The sequence below is a fragment of the Amycolatopsis sp. cmx-11-32 genome, assembly GCF_047608695.1.
Classification (GTDB): Bacteria; Actinomycetota; Actinomycetes; order Mycobacteriales; family Pseudonocardiaceae; genus Amycolatopsis.
In genome coordinates this window covers 710,488-730,035 of record NZ_JADNQN010000001.1, presented here as the reverse complement: position 1 = coordinate 730,035, position 19,548 = coordinate 710,488, and the positions used below count along the sequence as shown (strand labels likewise).

At 69.1% G+C, this 19,548-nt stretch carries 20 protein-coding genes; 15 read left to right on the top strand and 5 right to left on the bottom strand.

Annotated features, from left to right (window positions below; all coding sequences use genetic code 11):
• Positions 1 to 81 precede the first annotated feature (81 nt).
• The 3 genes from ACM6LR_RS03630 to ACM6LR_RS03620 form a co-directional block, all read right to left on the bottom strand.
• Complete coding sequence (locus ACM6LR_RS03630; RefSeq protein WP_414936089.1) at positions 82 to 984, bottom strand: HAD family hydrolase; 903 nt, start codon at positions 982 to 984, stop codon at positions 82 to 84.
• A gap of 95 nt (positions 985 to 1,079) precedes the next feature.
• Positions 1,080 to 2,159 (bottom strand): DUF5667 domain-containing protein, encoded by a 1,080-nt coding sequence (locus tag ACM6LR_RS03625; protein ID WP_414936088.1) that lies wholly within the window; start codon positions 2,157 to 2,159, stop codon positions 1,080 to 1,082.
• Between the two features lie 162 nt (positions 2,160 to 2,321).
• Positions 2,322 to 3,023, bottom strand: a complete 702-nt coding sequence (locus ACM6LR_RS03620) for a sigma-70 family RNA polymerase sigma factor (RefSeq protein ID WP_414936087.1) — start codon at positions 3,021 to 3,023, stop codon at positions 2,322 to 2,324.
• Positions 3,024 to 3,315: 292 nt separating this feature from the next.
• Between ACM6LR_RS03620 and ACM6LR_RS03615 the strand changes: the two genes are divergently transcribed.
• The 7 genes from ACM6LR_RS03615 to ACM6LR_RS03585 all read left to right on the top strand — a co-directional run bounded on the left by ACM6LR_RS03615 (position 3,316) and on the right by ACM6LR_RS03585 (position 11,495).
• On the top strand, positions 3,316 to 4,800 hold the full coding sequence (locus tag ACM6LR_RS03615) for an AMP-binding protein (protein WP_414943141.1): 1,485 nt from the start codon (positions 3,316 to 3,318) through the stop codon (positions 4,798 to 4,800).
• A gap of 10 nt (positions 4,801 to 4,810) precedes the next feature.
• Positions 4,811 to 5,047 (top strand): glutaredoxin family protein, encoded by a 237-nt coding sequence (locus tag ACM6LR_RS03610; RefSeq protein WP_364034374.1) that lies wholly within the window; start codon positions 4,811 to 4,813, stop codon positions 5,045 to 5,047.
• A gap of 57 nt (positions 5,048 to 5,104) precedes the next feature.
• The gene (locus ACM6LR_RS03605) at positions 5,105 to 6,649 is read left to right on the top strand and encodes a molybdopterin-dependent oxidoreductase (RefSeq protein ID WP_414943140.1); all 1,545 of its coding nucleotides are present in this window, start codon (positions 5,105 to 5,107) and stop codon (positions 6,647 to 6,649) included.
• A 166-nt stretch (positions 6,650 to 6,815) separates the two neighbouring features.
• Complete coding sequence (locus ACM6LR_RS03600) at positions 6,816 to 7,643, top strand: redox-sensing transcriptional repressor Rex (protein ID WP_414936084.1); 828 nt, start codon at positions 6,816 to 6,818, stop codon at positions 7,641 to 7,643.
• 2 nt (positions 7,644 to 7,645) lie between these two features.
• Positions 7,646 to 8,959 carry a glutamyl-tRNA reductase gene (locus ACM6LR_RS03595; RefSeq protein WP_414943139.1) on the top strand — a complete coding sequence of 438 codons (1,314 nt, stop codon included), beginning with the start codon at positions 7,646 to 7,648 and terminating at the stop codon, positions 8,957 to 8,959.
• On the top strand, positions 8,956 to 9,903 hold the full coding sequence (gene hemC / locus ACM6LR_RS03590; protein WP_414936082.1) for a hydroxymethylbilane synthase: 948 nt from the start codon (positions 8,956 to 8,958) through the stop codon (positions 9,901 to 9,903). The genes ACM6LR_RS03595 and hemC overlap by 4 nt, the downstream gene beginning before the upstream one ends.
• A 59-nt stretch (positions 9,904 to 9,962) precedes the next feature.
• Positions 9,963 to 11,495, top strand: coding sequence for a uroporphyrinogen-III synthase (locus tag ACM6LR_RS03585; protein WP_409489938.1), 1,533 nt, complete (start codon positions 9,963 to 9,965; stop codon positions 11,493 to 11,495).
• Between the two features lie 215 nt (positions 11,496 to 11,710).
• Here ACM6LR_RS03585 and ACM6LR_RS03580 read toward each other — a convergent pair whose 3' ends face one another.
• A complete protein-coding gene (locus tag ACM6LR_RS03580) occupies positions 11,711 to 12,991 on the bottom strand; it encodes an Nramp family divalent metal transporter (RefSeq protein WP_414936081.1) in 1,281 nt (426 codons plus the stop codon).
• Positions 12,992 to 13,141: 150 nt separating this feature from the next.
• Here ACM6LR_RS03580 and hemB point away from each other — a divergent pair, with 150 nt between their 5' ends.
• From hemB to ACM6LR_RS03560, 4 genes are read left to right on the top strand one after another with little or no spacing between them, the layout of a single operon-like run.
• Complete coding sequence (gene hemB / locus ACM6LR_RS03575) at positions 13,142 to 14,113, top strand: porphobilinogen synthase (protein WP_414936080.1); 972 nt, start codon at positions 13,142 to 13,144, stop codon at positions 14,111 to 14,113.
• Positions 14,114 to 14,140: 27 nt separating this feature from the next.
• Positions 14,141 to 14,686, top strand: a complete 546-nt coding sequence (locus tag ACM6LR_RS03570) for a hypothetical protein (RefSeq protein ID WP_414943138.1) — start codon at positions 14,141 to 14,143, stop codon at positions 14,684 to 14,686.
• The gene (locus ACM6LR_RS03565; RefSeq protein ID WP_414943137.1) at positions 14,683 to 15,138 is read left to right on the top strand and encodes a hypothetical protein; all 456 of its coding nucleotides are present in this window, start codon (positions 14,683 to 14,685) and stop codon (positions 15,136 to 15,138) included. The genes ACM6LR_RS03570 and ACM6LR_RS03565 overlap by 4 nt, the downstream gene beginning before the upstream one ends.
• Complete coding sequence (locus tag ACM6LR_RS03560) at positions 15,116 to 15,499, top strand: hypothetical protein (RefSeq protein WP_414943136.1); 384 nt, start codon at positions 15,116 to 15,118, stop codon at positions 15,497 to 15,499. Before ACM6LR_RS03565 ends, ACM6LR_RS03560 begins: the two co-directional genes overlap by 23 nt.
• A gap of 11 nt (positions 15,500 to 15,510) precedes the next feature.
• Here ACM6LR_RS03560 and ACM6LR_RS03555 read toward each other — a convergent pair whose 3' ends face one another.
• Positions 15,511 to 15,999, bottom strand: coding sequence for a TspO/MBR family protein (locus tag ACM6LR_RS03555; RefSeq protein ID WP_414936076.1), 489 nt, complete (start codon positions 15,997 to 15,999; stop codon positions 15,511 to 15,513).
• Between the two features lie 120 nt (positions 16,000 to 16,119).
• On the opposite strand from ACM6LR_RS03555, the gene hemL reads away from it, so the two are divergent.
• The 4 genes from hemL to ACM6LR_RS03535 all read left to right on the top strand — a co-directional run bounded on the left by hemL (position 16,120) and on the right by ACM6LR_RS03535 (position 19,480).
• Positions 16,120 to 17,424: a glutamate-1-semialdehyde 2,1-aminomutase gene (gene hemL, locus ACM6LR_RS03550; RefSeq protein ID WP_414943135.1), complete on the top strand. Its 1,305-nt coding sequence runs from the start codon at positions 16,120 to 16,122 to the stop codon at positions 17,422 to 17,424.
• Complete coding sequence (locus tag ACM6LR_RS03545) at positions 17,421 to 18,053, top strand: histidine phosphatase family protein (protein WP_414936073.1); 633 nt, start codon at positions 17,421 to 17,423, stop codon at positions 18,051 to 18,053. Before hemL ends, ACM6LR_RS03545 begins: the two co-directional genes overlap by 4 nt.
• Positions 18,050 to 18,631 (top strand): TlpA family protein disulfide reductase, encoded by a 582-nt coding sequence (locus tag ACM6LR_RS03540; RefSeq protein ID WP_414943134.1) that lies wholly within the window; start codon positions 18,050 to 18,052, stop codon positions 18,629 to 18,631. The genes ACM6LR_RS03545 and ACM6LR_RS03540 overlap by 4 nt, the downstream gene beginning before the upstream one ends.
• Before the next feature lie 180 nt (positions 18,632 to 18,811).
• Complete coding sequence (locus ACM6LR_RS03535) at positions 18,812 to 19,480, top strand: rhomboid family intramembrane serine protease (RefSeq protein WP_414943133.1); 669 nt, start codon at positions 18,812 to 18,814, stop codon at positions 19,478 to 19,480.
• Positions 19,481 to 19,548 lie beyond the last annotated feature (68 nt).

Sequence of the window (19,548 nt, the reverse complement as noted above, 5' to 3'; positions counted from 1 at the left end):
CGGCGCGTTTGGTCCCCTAGTTGCGGTACTTGCACACGCAAGGACCGCAACTAGAGGACTAATTGCGGGAGTGGCGAGGTGTCAGCGGCGCCGGTAGGCCATGCCGGCCGCGACGGCACCGGCCACGGCACCCGCGCCGAGCACCGAGGGCACGCCGATCTTCGCGGCCTTTCGGCCGGTCCGGAAGTCGCGGATCTCCCAGCCGCGCGCACGTGCGACGTCGCGAAGTCCACCGTCCGGGTTCACCGCGACCGCGGTCCCGACGACCGACAGCATCGGGACGTCGTTCTGCGAGTCCGAATACGCCGTGCAGCGCTTGAGATTCAGCCCTTCGCGTGACGCCAGCGCCCGGACGGCGTGTGCTTTCGCGCGGCCGTGCAGCAGGTCGCCGACGAGACGGCCGGTGTAGACGCCGTCCCTGGTCTCCGCGACCGTGCCCAGCGCGCCGGTGAGGCCGAGGCGCCGCGAGATGATGGCCGCGAGCTCGATCGGGGTCGCGGTGACGAGCCAGACGCGCTGCCCGGCGTCGAGGTGCATCTGCGCGAGCGCCCGCGTGCCGGACCAGATCTTGTCCGACATCAGCTCGTCGTAGATCTCTTCGCTGATGTCGGTGAGTTCCTGCACGGTACGACCAGCCACAAAGGACAGTGCGCGCTCGCGGTGGGTTTTGATGTCCTCTTTGTTCTCCCGGCCGCCGAGCCGGAACTTCACCTGCTGCCAGACGAATCCGGCCAGATCGGCGGACGTGAAGAACTTGCGCGCGGCCAGGCCGCGGGCGAAGTAGAAGATCGACGCGCCCATCATCATGGTGTTGTCGACGTCGAAGAACGCGGCCGCGGTCAGGTCCGGCGGGGCGGGCGGCGCGGGCGGTTCGAGGGCTTCGGCGGACGCGGTCGCCATGGCGGCCTCGGCCGACGCCTCGCCCGCGAGCTCGGCCAGCCGTTCGAGCTCTTGACTCTTATCCTTGCCCCGCCAAACTGACACGCACACCGCCTCCGGAATCCCAGGTGCCTACGCACAGCGTAGCGATCGCTTTACCGGCACGTCCCGGGTGTGGCGCCTCCCTCATCGACGGAGCGTCAGCCAATGATTATCGGCGGTAACCCCGGGATGAGCGGCGGAATCGAAATCAGCGGCGGCGGTGGTGTGGTGGTCGTCGGGGGTGGTGTCTTCGTCGTTGGGGCGGGCGTGGCCACGACGGGCGGCGGCGTGCTTCCCGAGGGTGGCGCGAGCGGTCCGGTCGGGGCCGCGGTGTCCACGCCGGACGACGGCGGCGCGGAAGTCGGCGTCGGCGATCCGGTCGGCGCCGAGGACGGCGCGGACGGCGTCACGGGCGGCACGACAGCGTCGGGGGAGCCGGGGTCACGGACGCAGTCACCGGCTGCCGGGAGCGCGCCCAGCTCGTCGGACGAGCCCGTGGTGATCGTGTAGCAGACCAAGCGGGAGCCGAGATCCGTCGTGCGTGCCTGGACCTTGTCGAGCAGGACGCGGACGGCGGCGAACTTGTCGCGTGCCCCGGCGGGGGCTTGCCCGACCTGAAGGCCGAGCCGGTCGGACTGCTGTCGCGCCCAGATGCGGAGTTCGGACAGCCGGATCTGGCCGCCTTGATCGGTGACGATCGACGTCAGCTGGGAGACGCCGGCGCGCAGATCGGTCTCGAAATCGGCGAGGCCGGTGAAGTAGGCGCCGGTGGACGCGCCCTGCCGGGTCAGTTCGCCGAGTTCGCCGACGCGGTTCGTGGCGAAATCCAAATGTTTCTTCGCCTTGTCCTGCTCGTCGAAGGTGAGACTGAGCGCGGTCGATTCACCCGCTCGTTTGATGCCGTAGAGCGGATCACCGGGCAACGCGTCCTTGGACAACAGCAGGGTGATGCCGCCCAGCGTGAGCACGAGCGCGACGGCCGCCGCGGCGAGGTTGGCGATGGCACGACTGCGCCGCCTCGGCAGCTCCTCGGCTTCGGCGAGGCGTCCGGCGATCTCGTCGCGGATCCGCTTCCGGGTTTCGGCGTCGGGGGCGCCACTCGCGCCCAGTTCGCGCAGACCGCCGACGAGTGCGAGTTCCAGCTCGAATTCGTCGTCCCGTGGTGCGGTGGCGTCGACAAGGCCCGCGAAGCGGTCACCGTCCGCTCGCTCCCGTGCGGACCATCCCGGCACGCCCACGGCGAAGTCTCCATCTGCTCAGCCCGGTCCTGACACCGGTCTGGCTGGGAAACGAGCGGGAACGCTCTGGGGTTACGGCAAGGCCCGGTGAGGGATGAATATTAGGACATCGCAGCGATGCGGAGCATCTCCGTTGAGGGCGGTGGTGGATATATCGGCGGGTTAACGCAAACCGGTGGGCAGAAGTTGTGCCAAACGGCGTACCGCGCGGTGCTGGAGGGCCTTGATGGCGCCTTCGTTGCGCTTCATGATGGCCGCGGTCTCGGCGACCGAGAGTCCTTGCATGAACCGCAGCACGATGCACTCGCGCTGGTCTTCACCGAGTTCGGCGACGCAACGCAGCAGTTCGGCACGGGTGGCGCGGCTGATGGCCTGCTGTTCGGGACCCGCGACAGCCTGTACGCCGACGTTGCCGATCGGTGCCCCGTTCGGCTCGGCGACCTCGTCGGTGACGACCTCGAGGCGGAACCGGCTCGACTTCACGTGGTCGAGGATGATGTTGCGCGCGATGGTGACGAACCAGGCGCCGACGTCACGTCCCTGATAGCTCACCGACGTGATGCGGCGCAGCGCGCGCAGGAAGGTCTCGCTGGTGACGTCCTCGGCGAGGTCCCGGTCGCCGAGGCGGAACAGGACGTAGCGGTAGACGACATCGACGTAGCGGTCGTAGAGACGGCCGAACGCGGACGTGTCGCCGCCTTGCGCGGCACTCACCAGCTCCCACGCTTCGACCTTCGCGGCTTCGGCCGCGGCGTCGGTGCTCTCCTCGGCTTTGGGCCTGGACGACGGCACCGAGGGGCACCCGCTCCGGCGGAGGATGTGGCCCGCCAGCATCGAGACGGGGTTCGGCACGGGAAGGGTCACGGTGCACCTCCCGTTCCGGACAGGGAAGACCGGCCCGCATGTCCCACGGCCGCGTGGGCCTGCAAGATCTGCACGTCCGGACTCCTTTTCTCACCATCGAGTGATCAACACCACTCGACGACGATCAGCAGCATACGTCTAGTTACCGCGAAGTAGGTAGCGGTGCCTGGGTCACGGAACTGCGACGAAAGCGAGTGGCACCCATGACGGTGGTGGAGATGACAAACTGACAACGCCGTTCACCGAGGGAAGAGGTTCGCAGTTGAACGCGGAGCAGGTTGCCGAACGAAGCGTGCCCACCTTGCTCGCCGAGGCCGCCCGACAGTGGCCCGGCAAGGCAGCCGTCCACGAGACCGGCGAAGGGGTCTCGCTGACGTGGGCGGAGCTCGACAACGCCGCCCACGCGCTGGCCCGTGCCCTGCTCGACGCGGGAATCGAGCGTGGCGACCGGGTGGCCTTACGGCTGCCGACGTCGGCCGCGTTCGCCGTCTCGTTGTTCGGGGCACTCCGGGCGGGCGCGGTGGTCGTCCCGATCTCGCCGCAGGCTCCGTTGGCGGAGCTGAACGGACTGCTGGAGCACAGCGGCGCGCGGCTCGTCCTCGAACGCGAACCGACCGAGGAACTCTTCGATGGAGTGACAAGCCTCTCACCACCTGTTACCTCGAATGGAGCAGTCGAACCGGCCGAGGCGGCCGGGGCCGGTGAGGACATAGCGGTCATTTCGTACACCTCCGGAACGACCGGCCCGCCGCGCGGCGTGATGCTGTCGCACCGGGCGCTGCTGGCGAACCTCGACCAGCTGAGCCGGATCGTCCCGACGCCGCTCGTGCACGGCGACCGCGTGCTCATCACCATCCCGCTGTTCCACGTCTACGGCCTCGGGCCAGGGTTGTTGCAGACCACGTCGGTGGGCGCGACCGCGATCCTTTCCGAGCGCTTCCTCGCCGAGCGGACCCTCGCCGACTGCGCCGAGCACCGGGTGACCTCGATCGCCGGCGTGCCCGCGATGTACGCCGAGTTCGCCGCGATGGACCCCGACGAACTGGGGGCCGGCCTCTCCACCGTCCGGCGGATGACGTCGGGAGCGGCGCCGCTGCACCCCAAGATCCTCACCGCGCTTCGCGGCGCCACCGGGCTGGACGTCTACGAGGGTTACGGCCTCACCGAATGCGCGCCCGTGGTCACCACGACGCTGGTCACCGGTTACCCGAAGCCGGGTTCGGTCGGGCGGCCGCTGCCCGGCGTCGAGGTCCGGCTGGTCGACAGCGACGGCGACGCGACGCCCGTCTCGCAGGACCCGGACGAACTCGGCGACGCCTTCGACGAGGACGGCGGCACCGGGCTGGTGTCGATCCGCGGCGCGAACCTGTTCTCCGGCTACTGGCCCGACGGCTCGCACGGGCCCGGCGAAGACGGCTGGTTCCGCACCGGCGACGTCGGCTACCTCGACACCGACGGCGACCTGCACCTGGTGGACCGGGCCAACGACTTGATCATCGTCAACGGCTTCAACGTCTACCCGCACGAGGTCGAGAACGTGATCTCGATGCTGGACGAGGTCGTCGAGGCGGGTGTCGTCGGCGTCGTCGACGAGCGCACCGGCGAGGCGGTGAAAGCCGTCGTCGTCCCGGCGCCCGGCGCGTCGCTTTCGGAACAGCAGGTCGTCGAGCACTGCGCGGAGCACCTGGCCGGGTACAAGGTGCCGCACACCGTCGAGTTCGCGGAGTCGCTGCCGCATTCGGCCACCGGGAAGCTCCGGCGTATCCGGCTCAGGTAAGGATGGAGCCATGGCGCACCAAGTGACCGTCATGACCCGCACGGGCTGTCATCTGTGCGAGGTCGCGGAACAGGACATCGAGCGGATCTGTGGCGAACTGGGTGTCGCCTGGTCGGCGCGGGACGTCGACAGCGACCCCGAATGGCGGGCCGAGTACGGCGACCGCGTGCCGGTGATCCTGATCGACGACGCCGAGCACGGCTACTGGCGGGTCGAAGAGGACAGGCTCCGGAAAGCACTGGCGTAACACACTCGTAAGGGCGAACGGCCGACCTGGGAGCCAATCCGCTCCGAAGATGGAGTCGTGGACGAAGAACGCAGGCTCACCTTCCCGCAAGCCGCTCTGACCGGGCTGCTCGCGCTCGCCGCCACGCTCGGCGTCGGGCATCTCGTGGCGGGCTTCGTCGGGTACACGGCCTCGCCGTTCGTCGCCGTCGCGAACTTCGTCATCGACCACAGCCCGCACGCCGTCGTTGCCTGGGCGGAGCGGACGCTGGAGACGTGGGACAAGCCCGTCCTCAAGATCGGCCTCGCCGTGGTGCTGGTGCTGATCGCGCTGCTCGCCGGGCAGTTGTCGCGGAGTAAACCGCTGCCGGGCCAGCTCGTCGTCGGCGTCCTGGGCGCGGCCGGGGTCGCCGCCGTCTACGTGCGCACCGACCTCGGGCAGGTCTCACTGCTGGCACCGGTGGCCGCGACGGTCGCCGGGATGGTCGTCTTCACCTGGCTGCACCGGTTCTTCCTGCCGCGCGTGTTCTTCGACGTCCGCGAGAGTGAAGGGCCGGGCCGGCGGAAGGTGCTGATCACCGGCGCCTCCGTCGCGGCAGGGGCCGGTGTCGCCGCGTTGGCCGGGGAGTTCATCGGGACCAGGAAGAACGCCGAGGAGTCGCGCGCCGCTGTCGGCAGGCTTGTCGCGGCGAGAACCGCACCCCCGATCCCGCCCGACGCGGACTTCGTGAAGTTCGGCACCCCGCCCTATCTCACTCCTTCGGAGGATTTCTATCGGATCGACACCGCCTTGGTCGTCCCGCAGGTCCGCACCGAGGACTGGAGCCTGCGGATCCACGGGATGGTCGACCGCGAAGTCACCTATACGTATGACGACATCCGCTCGCGGCCGCTGCTCGAACGCGACGTCACGCTGTGCTGCGTCTCCAACGAGGTCGGCGGCCCGTACATCTCCAACGCGCGCTGGATCGGCATCGACCTGCGTGACCTGCTGAACGAGGCGGGTGTGAAACCCGGCGCCGAGCAGATGTTCGCGACCAGCGTCGACGGCTGGACCTGCGGAACCCCCGTCGAAGCCGCGCTGGATCCCGGTCGCGGCGCGATGCTCGCCATCGGCATGGACGGCGAACCGCTGCCGATCGAACACGGCTTCCCCGCGCGGATCGTGATCCCCGGGCTGTACGGCTACGTGTCCGCCACGAAATGGGTGACCGAACTGGAGATCACCACCTGGAAGGAGCGCGAGGCGTACTGGCTCGACCGCGGCTGGGGCCGGGAGGGGCCGGTGAAGACGCAGTCGCGGATCGACACGAAGGTTTCCGCCGTGACCGCGGGGAAGGTCGTCGTGTCCGGAATCGCGTGGGCGCAGCACACCGGCGTCGCGAAGGTCGAGGTGCGGGTCGACCAGGGGCCGTGGCGGGAGACCGTCCTGTCGGCCGAGACGTCGAAGGACACCTGGCGGATGTGGTGGACCGAGGTCGACGTCACCGCTGGTCGGCATCAGGTCGCCGTCCGTGCCACGGACCAGTCCGGCCACACGCAGACGGAAGAGCGGGTCGGAACCGTGCCCGACGGGGCGACCGGACTCCACACGGTCTCGGTCAACGCGCACCAGAGACGCTGACCACAGCGCTCACCAGTGACTTTGTGCCTGCGTTCACAAGTGGCTACCGTAGATACGTCGCCTCCGAAAGCGCCCGTATCGAACCGGACTCAGCGTTTCGGGTCAAGAGCCGATTTCCTGGTTCAGGCGAATCATGTCGTCAGCAGGACCAGAGGAGCGGACAAGCGTGGTGTCGCAACGAGGCCGGCGCACCCGGGTGACACCGGACGCCGACAACGCGCCCACCGCGGAGATGCCGGCCGTCGAGACCGCCGCCGAGCCGGAAGCGGTCCGCGCGAAGTCGATCCCCGAAGCCGCGGTCGCCCGCCTCGCCGTCTATCTCCGCGTCCTTTCCGGGCTGGCCGAGCAGGGTGCGACGACGATCTCCAGCGAGGAACTCTCACAGGTCGCGGGCGTCAACTCCGCGAAACTGCGCAAGGACCTGTCCTACCTCGGCTCGTACGGCACCCGCGGCGTCGGCTACGACGTCCAGGTGCTGGTCAGCCAGATCGAGCGGATCCTCGGCCTGACCCGCAAGCACAAGGTCGCCGTGGTCGGGATCGGTAATCTCGGGCACGCGCTGGCCAACTACGGCGGCTTCCCGGGACGCGGGTTCCCGGTCGAGGCCCTGTTCGACCTCGACCCGGACCTGGTCGGTGTACCGGTCGGTGGTCTCCCGGTCTCGCATCTCGACGAGATCCCCAAAGTTTGCGCCGAACGGCAGATCTCCATCGGCGTCATCGCCACTCCGCCCACCGCCGCGCAGTCGGTCTGCGACCGGCTCGTCGCAGGTGGCGTGCAGTGCATCCTGAATTTCGCCCCGGTGGTGCTGCAGGTTCCGGCCCATATCGAGGTGCGCAAGGTCGACCTCGCCGTCGAACTGCAGATCCTGTCGTTCCACGTCGCTCGCCGCGCGGATCTGGCCGCTAACGGCAATGGCGGAGGGGACGCTGGCCCGAAGGGCGACGAGAATGGCAGCGTGAACGGCCACGGCAATGGAATGGTGGTGCGCTGAGAATGAGCGTGTTGGCGGTCGGGCTCTCGCACCGCAGTGCCGAGTTGAACACCCTGGAGCGCGTCGCGGTCCCCGCGACCGACGTGACCAAGGTGCTCCACGAACTGCAGCAGGCCGAGCACGTCAGTGAGGCGATCCTCGTCTCGACCTGTAATCGCATCGAGGTCTACGCGGTCGTCGAGACCTTCCACGGCGGCCTGAACGACGTCTCCGACGTGCTCGCCCGCCAGGCCGGGATGCTGCCCGCGGACCTCTACGACTCGCTGTACGTGCACTACGCCGGCGCCGCGATCGAGCACCTGTTCTCGGTCACCTCCGGCCTGGACTCGATGGTCGTCGGCGAGACGCAGATCCTCGGCCAGATCCGGTCCGCGTACGCCACCGCGCGGGACGCCGGCACCGTCGGCCGCACGCTGCACGAGCTGATCCAGACCACGCTGCGCGTCGGCAAACGCGTCCACACCGAGACCGGGCTGGATCAGCTGGGTGCGTCGGTCGTCTCCGAGGCGCTGCGTGCGGCTTCCCCAGACCTCACCGGCAAGCACGCGCTGATCATCGGCGCCGGTTCGATGGGCGCGCTGACCGCGTCCCACCTGCGTAAATCCGGGATCGGCGAGCTCGCCATCGCCAACCGCACCGAGGCGAGGGCCGCCCGCCTCGCCGCCGCGAGCGTCGAGCAGGGCGTTCCCGCCAAGGCCGTGCAGATGAGCGGGATCGCGGCCGCGGTCGCCGAGGCGGACGTCGTCGTCTGCTCCACCGGCGCGCAGGAAGCCGTGTTCACCACCGCACACGTCCCGGCCCGCGCCGGTCGCCCGCTGGTCGTCTGCGACCTCGGACTCCCGCGTGACGTCGAGCACGACGTCGCCGGACTGGCCGACGTCACCGTGGTCGACCTCGAGACCATCCAGCGCCGCATGCGCGACAAGGGCACCCCGACCACCGACCGGCAGACCGCGAAGGCCACCGGCATCGTGCTCGACGAGGTGCGCGAGTACCTCGCCGGTCAGCGCAGCGCCGAGGTCACCCCGACGGTGACGGCGCTGCGGCGCCGGGCCGCCGAGGTGGTCGACGCCGAACTGCTGCGGCTGGACAACCGACTGCCGGACCTCGAAGCCGGGGTTCGCGAGGAGGTCGGCCGCACGGTCCGCCGCGTGGTCGACAAGCTGCTGCACGCGCCGACCGTGCGGGTCAAGCAGCTGGCGGCCGAGACGGCCGACACCGATTACGCCAACGCGCTGCGCGAGCTGTTCTGCCTCGATCCGCAGGCACCCGCCGCCGTGGCGAGTCCCACCGCTACGAAAGACAGTGATCAGTGAGCAGAGTCATCCGGATCGGGACGCGCGGCAGCAAACTCGCCCTCGCGCAGACCGGCACCATCGCCGACGCCCTGCGTGCCACCGGGGCCGAGATCGAACTCGTCACCGTGACGACCCCCGGTGACAGGTCGTCCGCACCCATCCCGACGATCGGGGTCGGCGTGTTCACTTCCGCGCTGCGCGAAGCCTTGCTGCGCGAGGAAGTCGACGTCATCGTGCACTCCTACAAGGATCTGCCGACGAAGCCGGAGGCGGGCATCGTGCTCGCCGCCGTGCCGCGCCGCGAGGACCCGCGTGACGCGCTGATCGCCCGCGACGGGCTGACTCTCGGCGAGCTTCCGCCCGGTTCGACCGTCGGGACCGGCTCGCCGCGGCGCACCGCGCAACTGCGTGCGCTCGGTCTCGGTTTGGAAATCGTGCCGATCCGAGGCAATATCGACACCCGCATGCGCAAGGTGAGCGACGGAGAGCTCGACGCCGTCGTCCTGGCGCGTGCCGGACTGGCCAGGATCGGCCGGGCGGAGGAGATCACCGAGACCCTCGACCCGATCCAGATGCTGCCCGCTCCCGCGCAGGGTGCGCTGGCGGTGGAGTGCCGGGCCGGCGACGTGGACATCGAGCACCTGCTCGGATCCACAGTGGACGACGAAGGCACCCGTGCCGTGGCGACCGCCGAGCGGGCGTTGCTCGCGGCGCTGGAAGCCGGGTGCAGCGCACCGGTCGGAGCGCTGGCGGAGATCGTCGAAGACCTGGACGCCGATGGCCGGGTCGTCGAGCGGATCTCGTTGCGGGGCACCGCCGCCGTCGAAGGAGACGGGGACGCGGTCGACATGGTGCGCGCCTCCGCGCTCGCCGACATCCGCGATGCTGAGCAGCTCGGCCGGACATTGGCCGCAGAGCTGCTCGACCTGGGGGCCGGCGCGCTGTCCGGCCCCGCCCAGTGAGCTGAGAGAGACAGTTACGGCCGCGAACGACCGCGGCCGCCTAAGAGGAGAACGCACAGATGACCCCCGCGCGTAAGACCACCGGGCGTGTCGCCTTCGTGGGCTCGGGCCCCGGTGACGCCGGTCTGCTGACCGTCCGCGCTCAGGAGCTGCTCGCCAAGGCCGAGGTCGTGGTGACCGACCCGGACGTCCCTTCGGGCGTCCTGGCCTTCACCGCCGAAGGCGCCGAAGTGCGCCCCGCCGTCGGTGAGGCCACCGAGGTCGCCAAGGACCTGGTGAACGAGGCCAAGGCAGGACGGCTGGTGCTCCGGCTGATCGCCGGTGACCCGCTGACCCAGCCCGCCGTCGTCGCCGAGGTGCAGGCCGTTTCCCGGACCAGCGCCGTATTCGACATCATCCCTGGCGTCTCGCCCGGCGCCGCCGTCCCGGCGTACGCCGGTGTCGCGCTCGGCGGCACGCACACCGAGGTCGACGTGCGCGGTGACGTCGAATGGGCCGCGCTGGCCGCGACCCCTGGCCCGATCGTGCTGCACGCGACGTCGGCGCACCTCGCCGAGGCCGCGTCCGCGCTGACCGAGCACGGACTGCCGTCGACCACCCCGGTCGCCGTTACGTCGAACGGGACTATAAATACCCAGCGCACCCTGGACACCACGCTGGCCACCGTCGCGAACGAAGCGGGCGAGCTCGTCGGCCCGCTCATCGTGACCATCGGGCAGGCCGTCGGCCAGCGCTCGAAGCTGTCGTGGTGGGAGTCGCGTGCGCTGTACGGCTGGAAGGTCCTGGTGCCGCGCACCAAGGAGCAGGCCGGTGAGATGGCGGAGCGGCTTCGCGGCCACGGCGCCACCTCGCACGAGGTCCCGACCATCTCGGTCGAGCCCCCGCGCAGCCCCGCGCAGATGGAGCGTTCGGTCAAGGGCCTCGTCGACGGGCGCTACCAGTGGATCGTCTTCACCTCGACCAACGCCGTCCGCGCGGTGTGGGAGAAGTTCGAAGAGTTCGGGCTCGACGCCCGCGCTTTCTCCGGCGTGAAGATCGCCTGTGTCGGCGAATCGACCGCCGCGAAGGTGCGCTCCTTCGGCATCATCCCCGAGCTGATCCCGGAAGGTGAGCAGTCCTCGGAAGGCCTTCTCGCCGAGTTCCCGCCGTACGACGACGTTCTCGACCCCGTCGACCGCGTGCTGCTGCCGCGGGCGGACATCGCCACCGAGACCCTTTCGGCGGGCCTGCGGGAACGCGGCTGGGAGATCGACGACGTGACCGCGTACCGCACGGTGCGCGCCGCGCCGCCGCCTGCCGAGACCCGCGAGATGATCAAGACCGGCGGTTTCGACGCGGTCTGCTTCACCTCGTCCTCGACCGTGCGGAACCTCGTCGGCATCGCCGGCAAGCCGCACACCCGCACGCTGGTCGCGTGCATCGGCCCGAAGACCGCGGAAACCGCCGTGGAGTTCGGGCTGCGGGTCGACGTCCAGCCCGAGAAGGCCGACGTCCCGCACCTGGTCGACGCACTCGCCGAGCACGCCGCCCGGCTTCGCGCCGAAGGTGCGCTTCCGCCGCCGCGCAAGGCGAAGCGGGCCCGTCGCTCCTGACAGTTCGTTGAAGTACATGAAGGCCCCCTTCCTTGCTCCAGGCGCAAGGAAGGGGGCCTTCATGTACTTGGGACCCTCGCAAGTAGTTGCCTACTTGCGAGGGTTGGTCACCTCGGTACAGGGGTCGTGAGTGGCGATTCGGGTCTTTTTTAAGGGGTAAGGCGTCCCGACAGCTCCGGACCTCACGTCGAGATCGACCTCACTCGCCGGTGTCCTCAGCTGAAGAACTTCACCACCTCCGTGTAGGCGAGGTAAGCGAACATCGCGAGACAAATCCCCAGCAGCCCGTTCGAGATCCAGCCGGACCGCCCTTCCCGCGGCACCCGCGACGTATTCATCAGCACCAGCAACGTCCCCGCCAGGAACGGCATGAACAACGCGCCCAGTACGCCGTAGATCACGGTGAGCTGGAAGGGCTGATCCAGGAACAGCAACGCCATCGGCGGAAAAGTCAGCCACAGCACGTAAGCCCGGTACATGGGGCTGCGTTCTCCGGCCTTCTTCTCATACGCCTCGACACTTTCCGTCTTGTTCGCGGGGAGCCGCAGGATGCGCCACCAGTCCGCGAAGAGCAGGCTCACGCCGTGCCAGACGCCGATCACCGACGTGAACGAGACCGCGAAGAAGCCGATGAGGAACGGGATCCGCGCCCACTGCCCGTAGTCCGCGGCGAGCGTGTCACCGAGGAACAGCAGGCCCTTGTCACCCGAGATGATCTTCTGACCCAGCAGCAGTTCCGCGCCGATGATCAGCATCGCGATCACGAAGATCCCGGTCATGACGTACCCGACGGCGTTGTCGGTGCGCATCATCGGCAGCCACTTCGCCGAACGCCAACCCTTCGCGAGCGTCCAGTAGCCGTAGGCGGCCATGGTGATCGTGCCGCCGACGCCACCGACCAGACCGAGGACGTAGACGAGCGAGCCGTCGGGCAGGGACGGGACGGCGCCTTCGAACAACGCGGTGAAGTTCGGCATGACGAGGATCGCGGTCCCGACCACGGTCACGAACATCACGCCGGTGAGCACCGTCATCAGTTTCTCGATGATCGCGTAGCGGCCGAACCACACCAGCGCGAAGCCGAGCAGGCCGCAGATCATCCCCCAGTACCGCACCGAAAGCGCGGGGAAGAGCGCGTTCAGCGGCAGACCGGACGCCGACATCGCGGTCGCGCCGTAGACGAATCCCCAGATCACGGCGTAGATCCCGAAGTAGATCAGCGCCCAGATCCCCAGCGTCCGCCAGCCTGCCAGAATCGTCCGGCCCGACGTCAGATGCCAGCGGCCGACGGCTTCGGCCAGCGCGAGTTTGAAGATCGTCCCGACGAGCACCGCCCACAGCAGCGTGTACCCGAAGCGCGATCCGGCCACCATCGTCGCGACGAGGTCGCCCGCGCCGACCCCGGTCGCCGCGGCCATGATCCCTGGCCCGACCTGGCGCAGTCGTGCGCGCCAGCCGACGGGCGGCTCTTCCAGTTGGTCGGTCACCGTTGACATGAGGTGGAACGTAACGCGCGTCACACCGATGGCAAAACGGGCAAAGGTGATTCTTTGCCATCCCTTAGGTTTCGCCGCCCGACCGGACCAACGAGCCGTTCATCGCGCCTGCGGACCGGTTCTCAAGCGAGCCGGAGTACCTTCGTAAGGGTGTTTCCTGAGCATCGTCCCCGCAGGCTCCGTACCACTCCGGCCATGCGCAGGCTGGTCGGTGAGACGACGCTGAGCCCGCGCCAGCTGATCCTCCCGATGTTCGTGGCCGAGGGCATCGACACGCCCCACCCGATCTCCAGCATGCCGGGCGTCGTCCAGCACACTCGCGACACACTGCGCAAGGCCGCCGTCGACGCGGTCGACGCCGGTGTCGGCGGTCTGATGCTGTTCGGCATCCCGAAGACCCGTGACGCCGAGGGCACCGGCGCGATCGACCCGAACGGCATCCTCAACGTCGCCCTGCGCGACCTGAGGGCCGAACTCGGCGACTCGACGGTCCTGATGGCCGACACGTGCCTCGACGAGTTCACCGATCACGGCCATTGCGGCGTCCTTGACGCCGAAGGCGGTGTCGACAACGACGCGACCCTGCGCTTGTACGCGGAAATGGCATTAGCGCAGGTGGAAGCGGGCGCGCAGCTGCTCGGGCCCAGCGGGATGATGGACGGGCAGGTCGGCGTGATCCGCAGCGCGCTCGACCGGGCCGGCCGTACCGACGCCGGCATCCTCGCCTACTCGGCGAAGTTCGCCAGCGCGTTCTACGGCCCCTTCCGTGAGGCAGTCGACTCGCAGCTGAAGGGCGACAGGAAGACGTACCAGCAGGACCCGGGCAACGTGCGCGAAGCGTTGCGCGAGATCGAGCTGGACATCGCGGAGGGCGCGGACATGGTCATGGTCAAGCCCGCACTGTCCTATCTGGACGTCATCAGGGCCGCGGCCGAAGCGTCGCCGGTTCCCGTGGCGGCGTACAACATCTCGGGCGAGTACGCGATGGTCGAAGCCGCCGCGGCGAACGGCTGGCTCGACCGCGAGCGCACGATCCTCGAAGTGCTGACGTCGATCCGCCGTGCGGGCGCGGACATGATCCTCACCTACTGGGCAGCCGAAGCCGCTGCTTGGCTCGACTGACCGGCCGGACCACGTAGGCTGCCGACCGTGAGCGACAGCAGAGCCGACGAAACGGACGACGAGCGCCGCAGGCGGGGGAGGGCACCCGACCCGATCCTCCCCGGCCAGGAGGCGCCGAAGCCCACCGTGCCGAAGCCGGTCGCCATCTCGTTCTGGCTGTGGATCACCACCGGTCTCTTCCTGTTGGCAGGGCCGGTCTACCTGCTGATCGGCAGGCAGACGGTGATCGACGAGTTCTCCCGGCAGAATGCCGAACAACGCGACCCCGCGCTGAAGGTCGATCCGGCGCGGATCGTCGACGGGGTCGACGGACTGATCCTGAACCTGTTCGTCGGGGCGATCACCTTCGCCCTGCTCTTCGCCCTATTCGCCTACAAGGCCAGGGAAGGAACGCGTTCGGCCCGGACGGTGCTGACCGTTCTCGCGGTCGTCCTGGCGCTCGTCGGGCTCTTTTACCTCGCCGGCGCGATTTTCGTGGTCCTTGGCACGTTGCTGGCGGTGATCGCGCTGATCCTGATGTACCTGCCCAGCGTCGCGGGCTACTTCCCGAAGGCCGGGCGCGAGCTGCCATGACGCCCGAGCCGGCTCTTTACGGCGAACCCGGCGTCGGCTGGACGGCGTTGCTGTGGGCACCGCTGTTCGCCCTCGCCGGGCTGCTCGCCGAACTGGCGACCGGTGGGCCGGTCCACTGGCTGGCGTGGATTCTGGTCGCGGCGGGACTGGTGCTGATCACCGTGCCGTGGGTGTACGCCCGCCGCCGGTACCTCTCGCTCGAAGTCACCGCCGACGGTTTCCGGCAGGGCAGGGAGACCCTGGAGGCGGCCCGGATCACCGAGGTCCTCGAAGACGACGAGGCGCCGGTCGGTTCGCGGGTACTCGGGGGCGGCTGGACGATCCCCAAGAAGCACGGAGAGGTCGGGTTGAAGCTCGACGACGGCGTCTTCGTCCGCGCCTGGGCCAAGGATCCGGACGCCCTTCGCGAGGCTCTCGAGGATTTGGTGCGTGCTCGCACCACAGAGTCATGAGAAGCTGCTCACTGTGATCGACCTTCCCCAGCCGACCGGGGCCGACCTGTGGCCACCGGAGGACACCCGGCCCTCGGCCCGGCTGCACAAACCCCTGCGCGCTCTGGTGGGAGCCGTCGAACTGATACTGGCCGCGCTCGCGGTGTGGGGTGCTTTCGCGTGCTGGAAGGCCGGTGTCGTCCCGGTCCTGATCAGCTACGGCGAAACGACGACCCTCGAATCGCAGCGCTACTTCGGTGGTCCGCTCGCCGGTGCCATCGGGCTGGGCGTCCTGGCCGCGATCCTGGTGGTGGACGCGATCCGCCAGTTCCTGCTCGCCGTCCGGGCCAAGGGACGCAAGCCGAAGGTACCCCAGTACTGAGAAACCCGAGCTCAGTTGAGCCAGACGACGGCGGCGTTGACCGCCGTCGAGAACAGCAGCCACAGCAGGTACGGCACGAGCAGCCAGGCCGCGAGCCGCGATCGGCGGACGAACTCCATCATCGTGATGGGTACGACGAAGTCCAGCACGACGACGTCGGCCAGTGCCAGGACATGCGCGCCGCCGGCGAAGAACAACGGCGTCCACAGCAGGGTCAGCAGCAGGCACACGCCGTAGAAGGCGAAGCCGCGCGTTTCGCCGTCGGTCCGCCAGTAGCACCAGCCCGCGACGGCGACCATGAGGAGCAGGGCCGACCACATCGGACCGTAAAGCCAGCCCGGTGGCGCCCATGACGGGCGGGCCAGCGCGGAGTGCGTCTCGGAGCGGGTGGCCACGGCCAGCGCGGCCACGCCGCCCACGATCGCCGCCATGGCGACGAACCCGGCCAGCGCCTGCCAGCGCAGGCGGCGGTGATGGCTCGGCGGCGGCACCGTGGACACGTTGATTCCTCCGCGAGGGTTCGACAGGAGTGCTCCCACCCTAGTGGGGCCGGTCACGCCGCGCCCGGAACCGCGAGGACTCGGCGAGGGGTGTCATCCGGGATTTGCGAGACTGGGGGCGTGACTACCGGAGTCGATCAGTCCAAGGCATGGTTCGAACGAGCGAAAGCCGTGGTCCCCGGCGGGGTGAACTCCCCGGTGCGGGCCTTCAACTCCGTCGGCGGCACCCCGCGGTTCATGGTGCGCGGCGAGGGTCCGTATCTCTGGGACGCCGACGACAACCGCTACGTCGATCTGGTCTCCTCGTGGGGGCCGATGATCCTCGGGCACGCGCATCCGGCCGTCGTCTCCGCCGTGCGCGAAGCCGCCGTCAACGGGCTGTCGTTCGGCACACCGACCCTCGGCGAGGTCAAACTTGCCGAGGAGATCATCGGGCGCGTCGAGCCGGTGGAGCAGGTCCGCCTGGTCAACTCCGGCACCGAGGCGACGATGAGCGCGATCCGGCTGGCCAGGGGGTTCACCGGCCGGGCGAAGATCATCAAGTTCGCGGGCTGCTACCACGGCCACGTCGACGCGCTGCTCGCCGAAGCGGGCTCCGGCGTCGCGACGCTCGGCCTCCCGACGTCGCCCGGCGTCACCGGCGCGCAGGCGGCCGACACGATCGTCCTGCCCTACAACGACCTCGACGCGGTCCGGAAGTCCTTTGTGGACAACCCCGGTTCGATCGCCGCGATCATCACCGAAGCCGCCGCGGGCAACATGGGCGCCATCGCCCCGGCCGACGGCTTCAACGCCGGGCTCAAGGAGCTCGCGCACGAGCACGGCGCACTGCTGATCATGGACGAGGTGATGACCGGGTTCCGCGTCTCGAAGGCGGGCTGGTTCGGCCTCGAAGGCGTCGCCGGTGATCTGTACACCTTCGGCAAGGTCATGTCCGGCGGGCTGCCCGCCGCGGCCTTCGGCGGCCGCGCCGACGTGATGGCGAAGCTGGCCCCGGGCGGGCCGGTGTACCAGGCGGGGACGCTGTCGGGGAACCCCGTCGCCGTCGCCGCCGGGCTCGCGACCCTGCGCGCGGCCGACGACGCCGTGTACGCGGCCCTCGACGCCAACGCGAAGCGGCTCGGCGACCTGTTCGACCGGTCACTGACCGAGGCCGGGGTCAAGCACTCCGTGCAGTACGCGGGCAACCTGGTCAGCGTGTTCTTCAGCGACGGCCCGGTGACGAACTATCCGGGCGCGCGAGCCTCGGAGACCTGGCGGTACCCGGCGTTCTTCCACGCACTGTTGGACAACGGCGTCTACGGGCCGCCGAGCGCGTACGAGGCTTGGTTCGTCAACGCGGCCATGGGCGACGCCGAATTCGAGATCATCTCCTCCGCGCTGCGCGTGGCCGCTCGCGCCGCGGCCGAGGCGGTCCAGGCGTGAGCGAGACGACGATCGTGCACCTGCTTCGCCACGGTGAGGTGCACAACCCGGACAAGATCCTGTACGGCCGCCTGTCCGGCTTCAAGCTCTCCGACCGCGGCCAGCGCCAGGCGCTGACAGTCGCCGAAGCCGTCGCGAAGCACGACATCACGCACGTCGTCGCTTCGCCGCTTCAGCGCGCGCAGGAGACCGCGGCGCCGATCGCCGCCGCGCACCGGCTCGACGTCGACACCGACGCCCGGCTCATCGAGGCGGACAACCAGTTCGAAGGCGAGCGCGTCGCCGTCGGCGATGGCGCCCTTCGCCAGCCGAAGCACTGGCCGAAGCTGGTCAACCCGTTCCGGCCGTCTTGGGGCGAGCCGTACGTCGAGATCGCGCACCGCATGCTCGGCGCGATCTACCGGGCGCGGCAGGCGGCCGAGGGTCACGAGGCGCTGTGCGTCTCGCACCAGCTGCCGATCTGGACCGTGCGCCGGTTCCTGGAGGCAAAGCGGCTCTGGCACGACCCGCGCGTCCGGCAATGCTCGCTCGCTTCGCTGACCAGCCTGGTCTTCGAGGGCGAGGAACTCGTGCGGATCGTCTACAGCGAGCCCGCCGGCACGACCGACCCGAAGGTGACCGGGGCATGAAGCGGACGCTGGCGTTCTTGGCGGTGCTGTTGCTCGTCGTCACGGGCTGCACGACCGGCAAGGACGCCGTCGTCACCGGCGGCAGCTTCAACTTCGTGTCGCCGGGCGGGAAGGTCGACATCACCTACGACGTCGCGGACCGCCAGCAGTCGCCGACGCTGTCCGGCGACGACCTCATGAACGAGGGCGAACAGCTCTCGATCGCCGACTTCCCCGGCAAGGTCGTCGTGCTGAACCTGTGGGGCCAGTGGTGCGGGCCGTGCCGCGTCGAGGCGCCCGAGATGCAGAAGGTCTACGACCGGACCAAGGCGTCCGGCGTCCAGGTGGTCGGCATCGACCTGCGCGACAACGACCGGACCCCGGCGCAGGACTTCATGCGGGACCGGAAGCTGACGTACCCGTCGATCTACGACCCGTCCGGGCGGACGCTGCTGCAGCTCTCGGGCTACCCGCGCAACATCATCCCGTCGACGATCGTGCTGGACAAACAGCACCGCGTCGCGGCGGTGTTCCTGCGGGACCTGCTGGCTTCGGACCTGCTGCCCGTCGTCGAACGCCTGGTCGCCGAACCCGCCTGACGCCATTTAGTCCTCTGGTTGCGGTCCTTGCACGCGCAACTACCGCAACCAGAGGACGAAACGCGGCTGGCCGAGGGGTGAACCGCCCGCCGAGTTCCGGCGCCCCCTCACTCCTGTCGTACGGGCTGGCTATCCTCCTCATTCCGCCGCGTGGAGCGGCTCTGAACTGGGGAGAAGGAAATGACGACTGCTTCAGACGTATCCAGATCCGGACAACGTGACGCCGAGGCCATGATCGCGGAGGCCAAGAAGGCGCTCTGGGTCATGGTCGGCGTGCTCGTGGTCCTCTGGCTGATCCAGATCTACAACGCGCTCGACGGCTACGAGCTCGCCCTCGAATACGGGACACGAGCGCGGGAGATCAGCTCGCTGCCGACCGTGCTCACCGCGCCGCTGATGCACGCCAGCTGGGGACACATCGAGTTCAACTCCGGGCCGCTGTTCATCTTCGGGTTCCTCGCGGCGTATCGCGGAGTGAAGAAGTTCCTCAGTGTCACTGTCCTGATCGCGGTGACGAGCGGCCTCGGCGCCTGGGCCCTGCACGACTCCGGCACCGTCGGCGTCGGCGCGAGCGGCCTGGTGATGGGCTACTTCGGGTACGTGCTCGTACGCGGGATCTTCGACCGGCACAAGATCGACATCGTGATCGGCCTGGTCATGGCGTTGTGCTTCGCGTACCAGTTCACGAACCTGTTCCCGCAGGACGCGGGGGTCAGCTGGCAGGCGCACCTCTTCGGGTTCCTCGGCGGCCTGGCAGGCGGCTGGGTGTTCCGTGACCGCCGTCCCAAGCCGGCGCCCGCGTCCGCTTTCCCGACCATCTCGCTCACGCCGCCCGACACCCTCAAGTAGTCCTCTGGTTGCGGTAGTTGCGCGTGCATCTACCGCAACCAGAGGACGAAACGCGGGACGGACGCGTG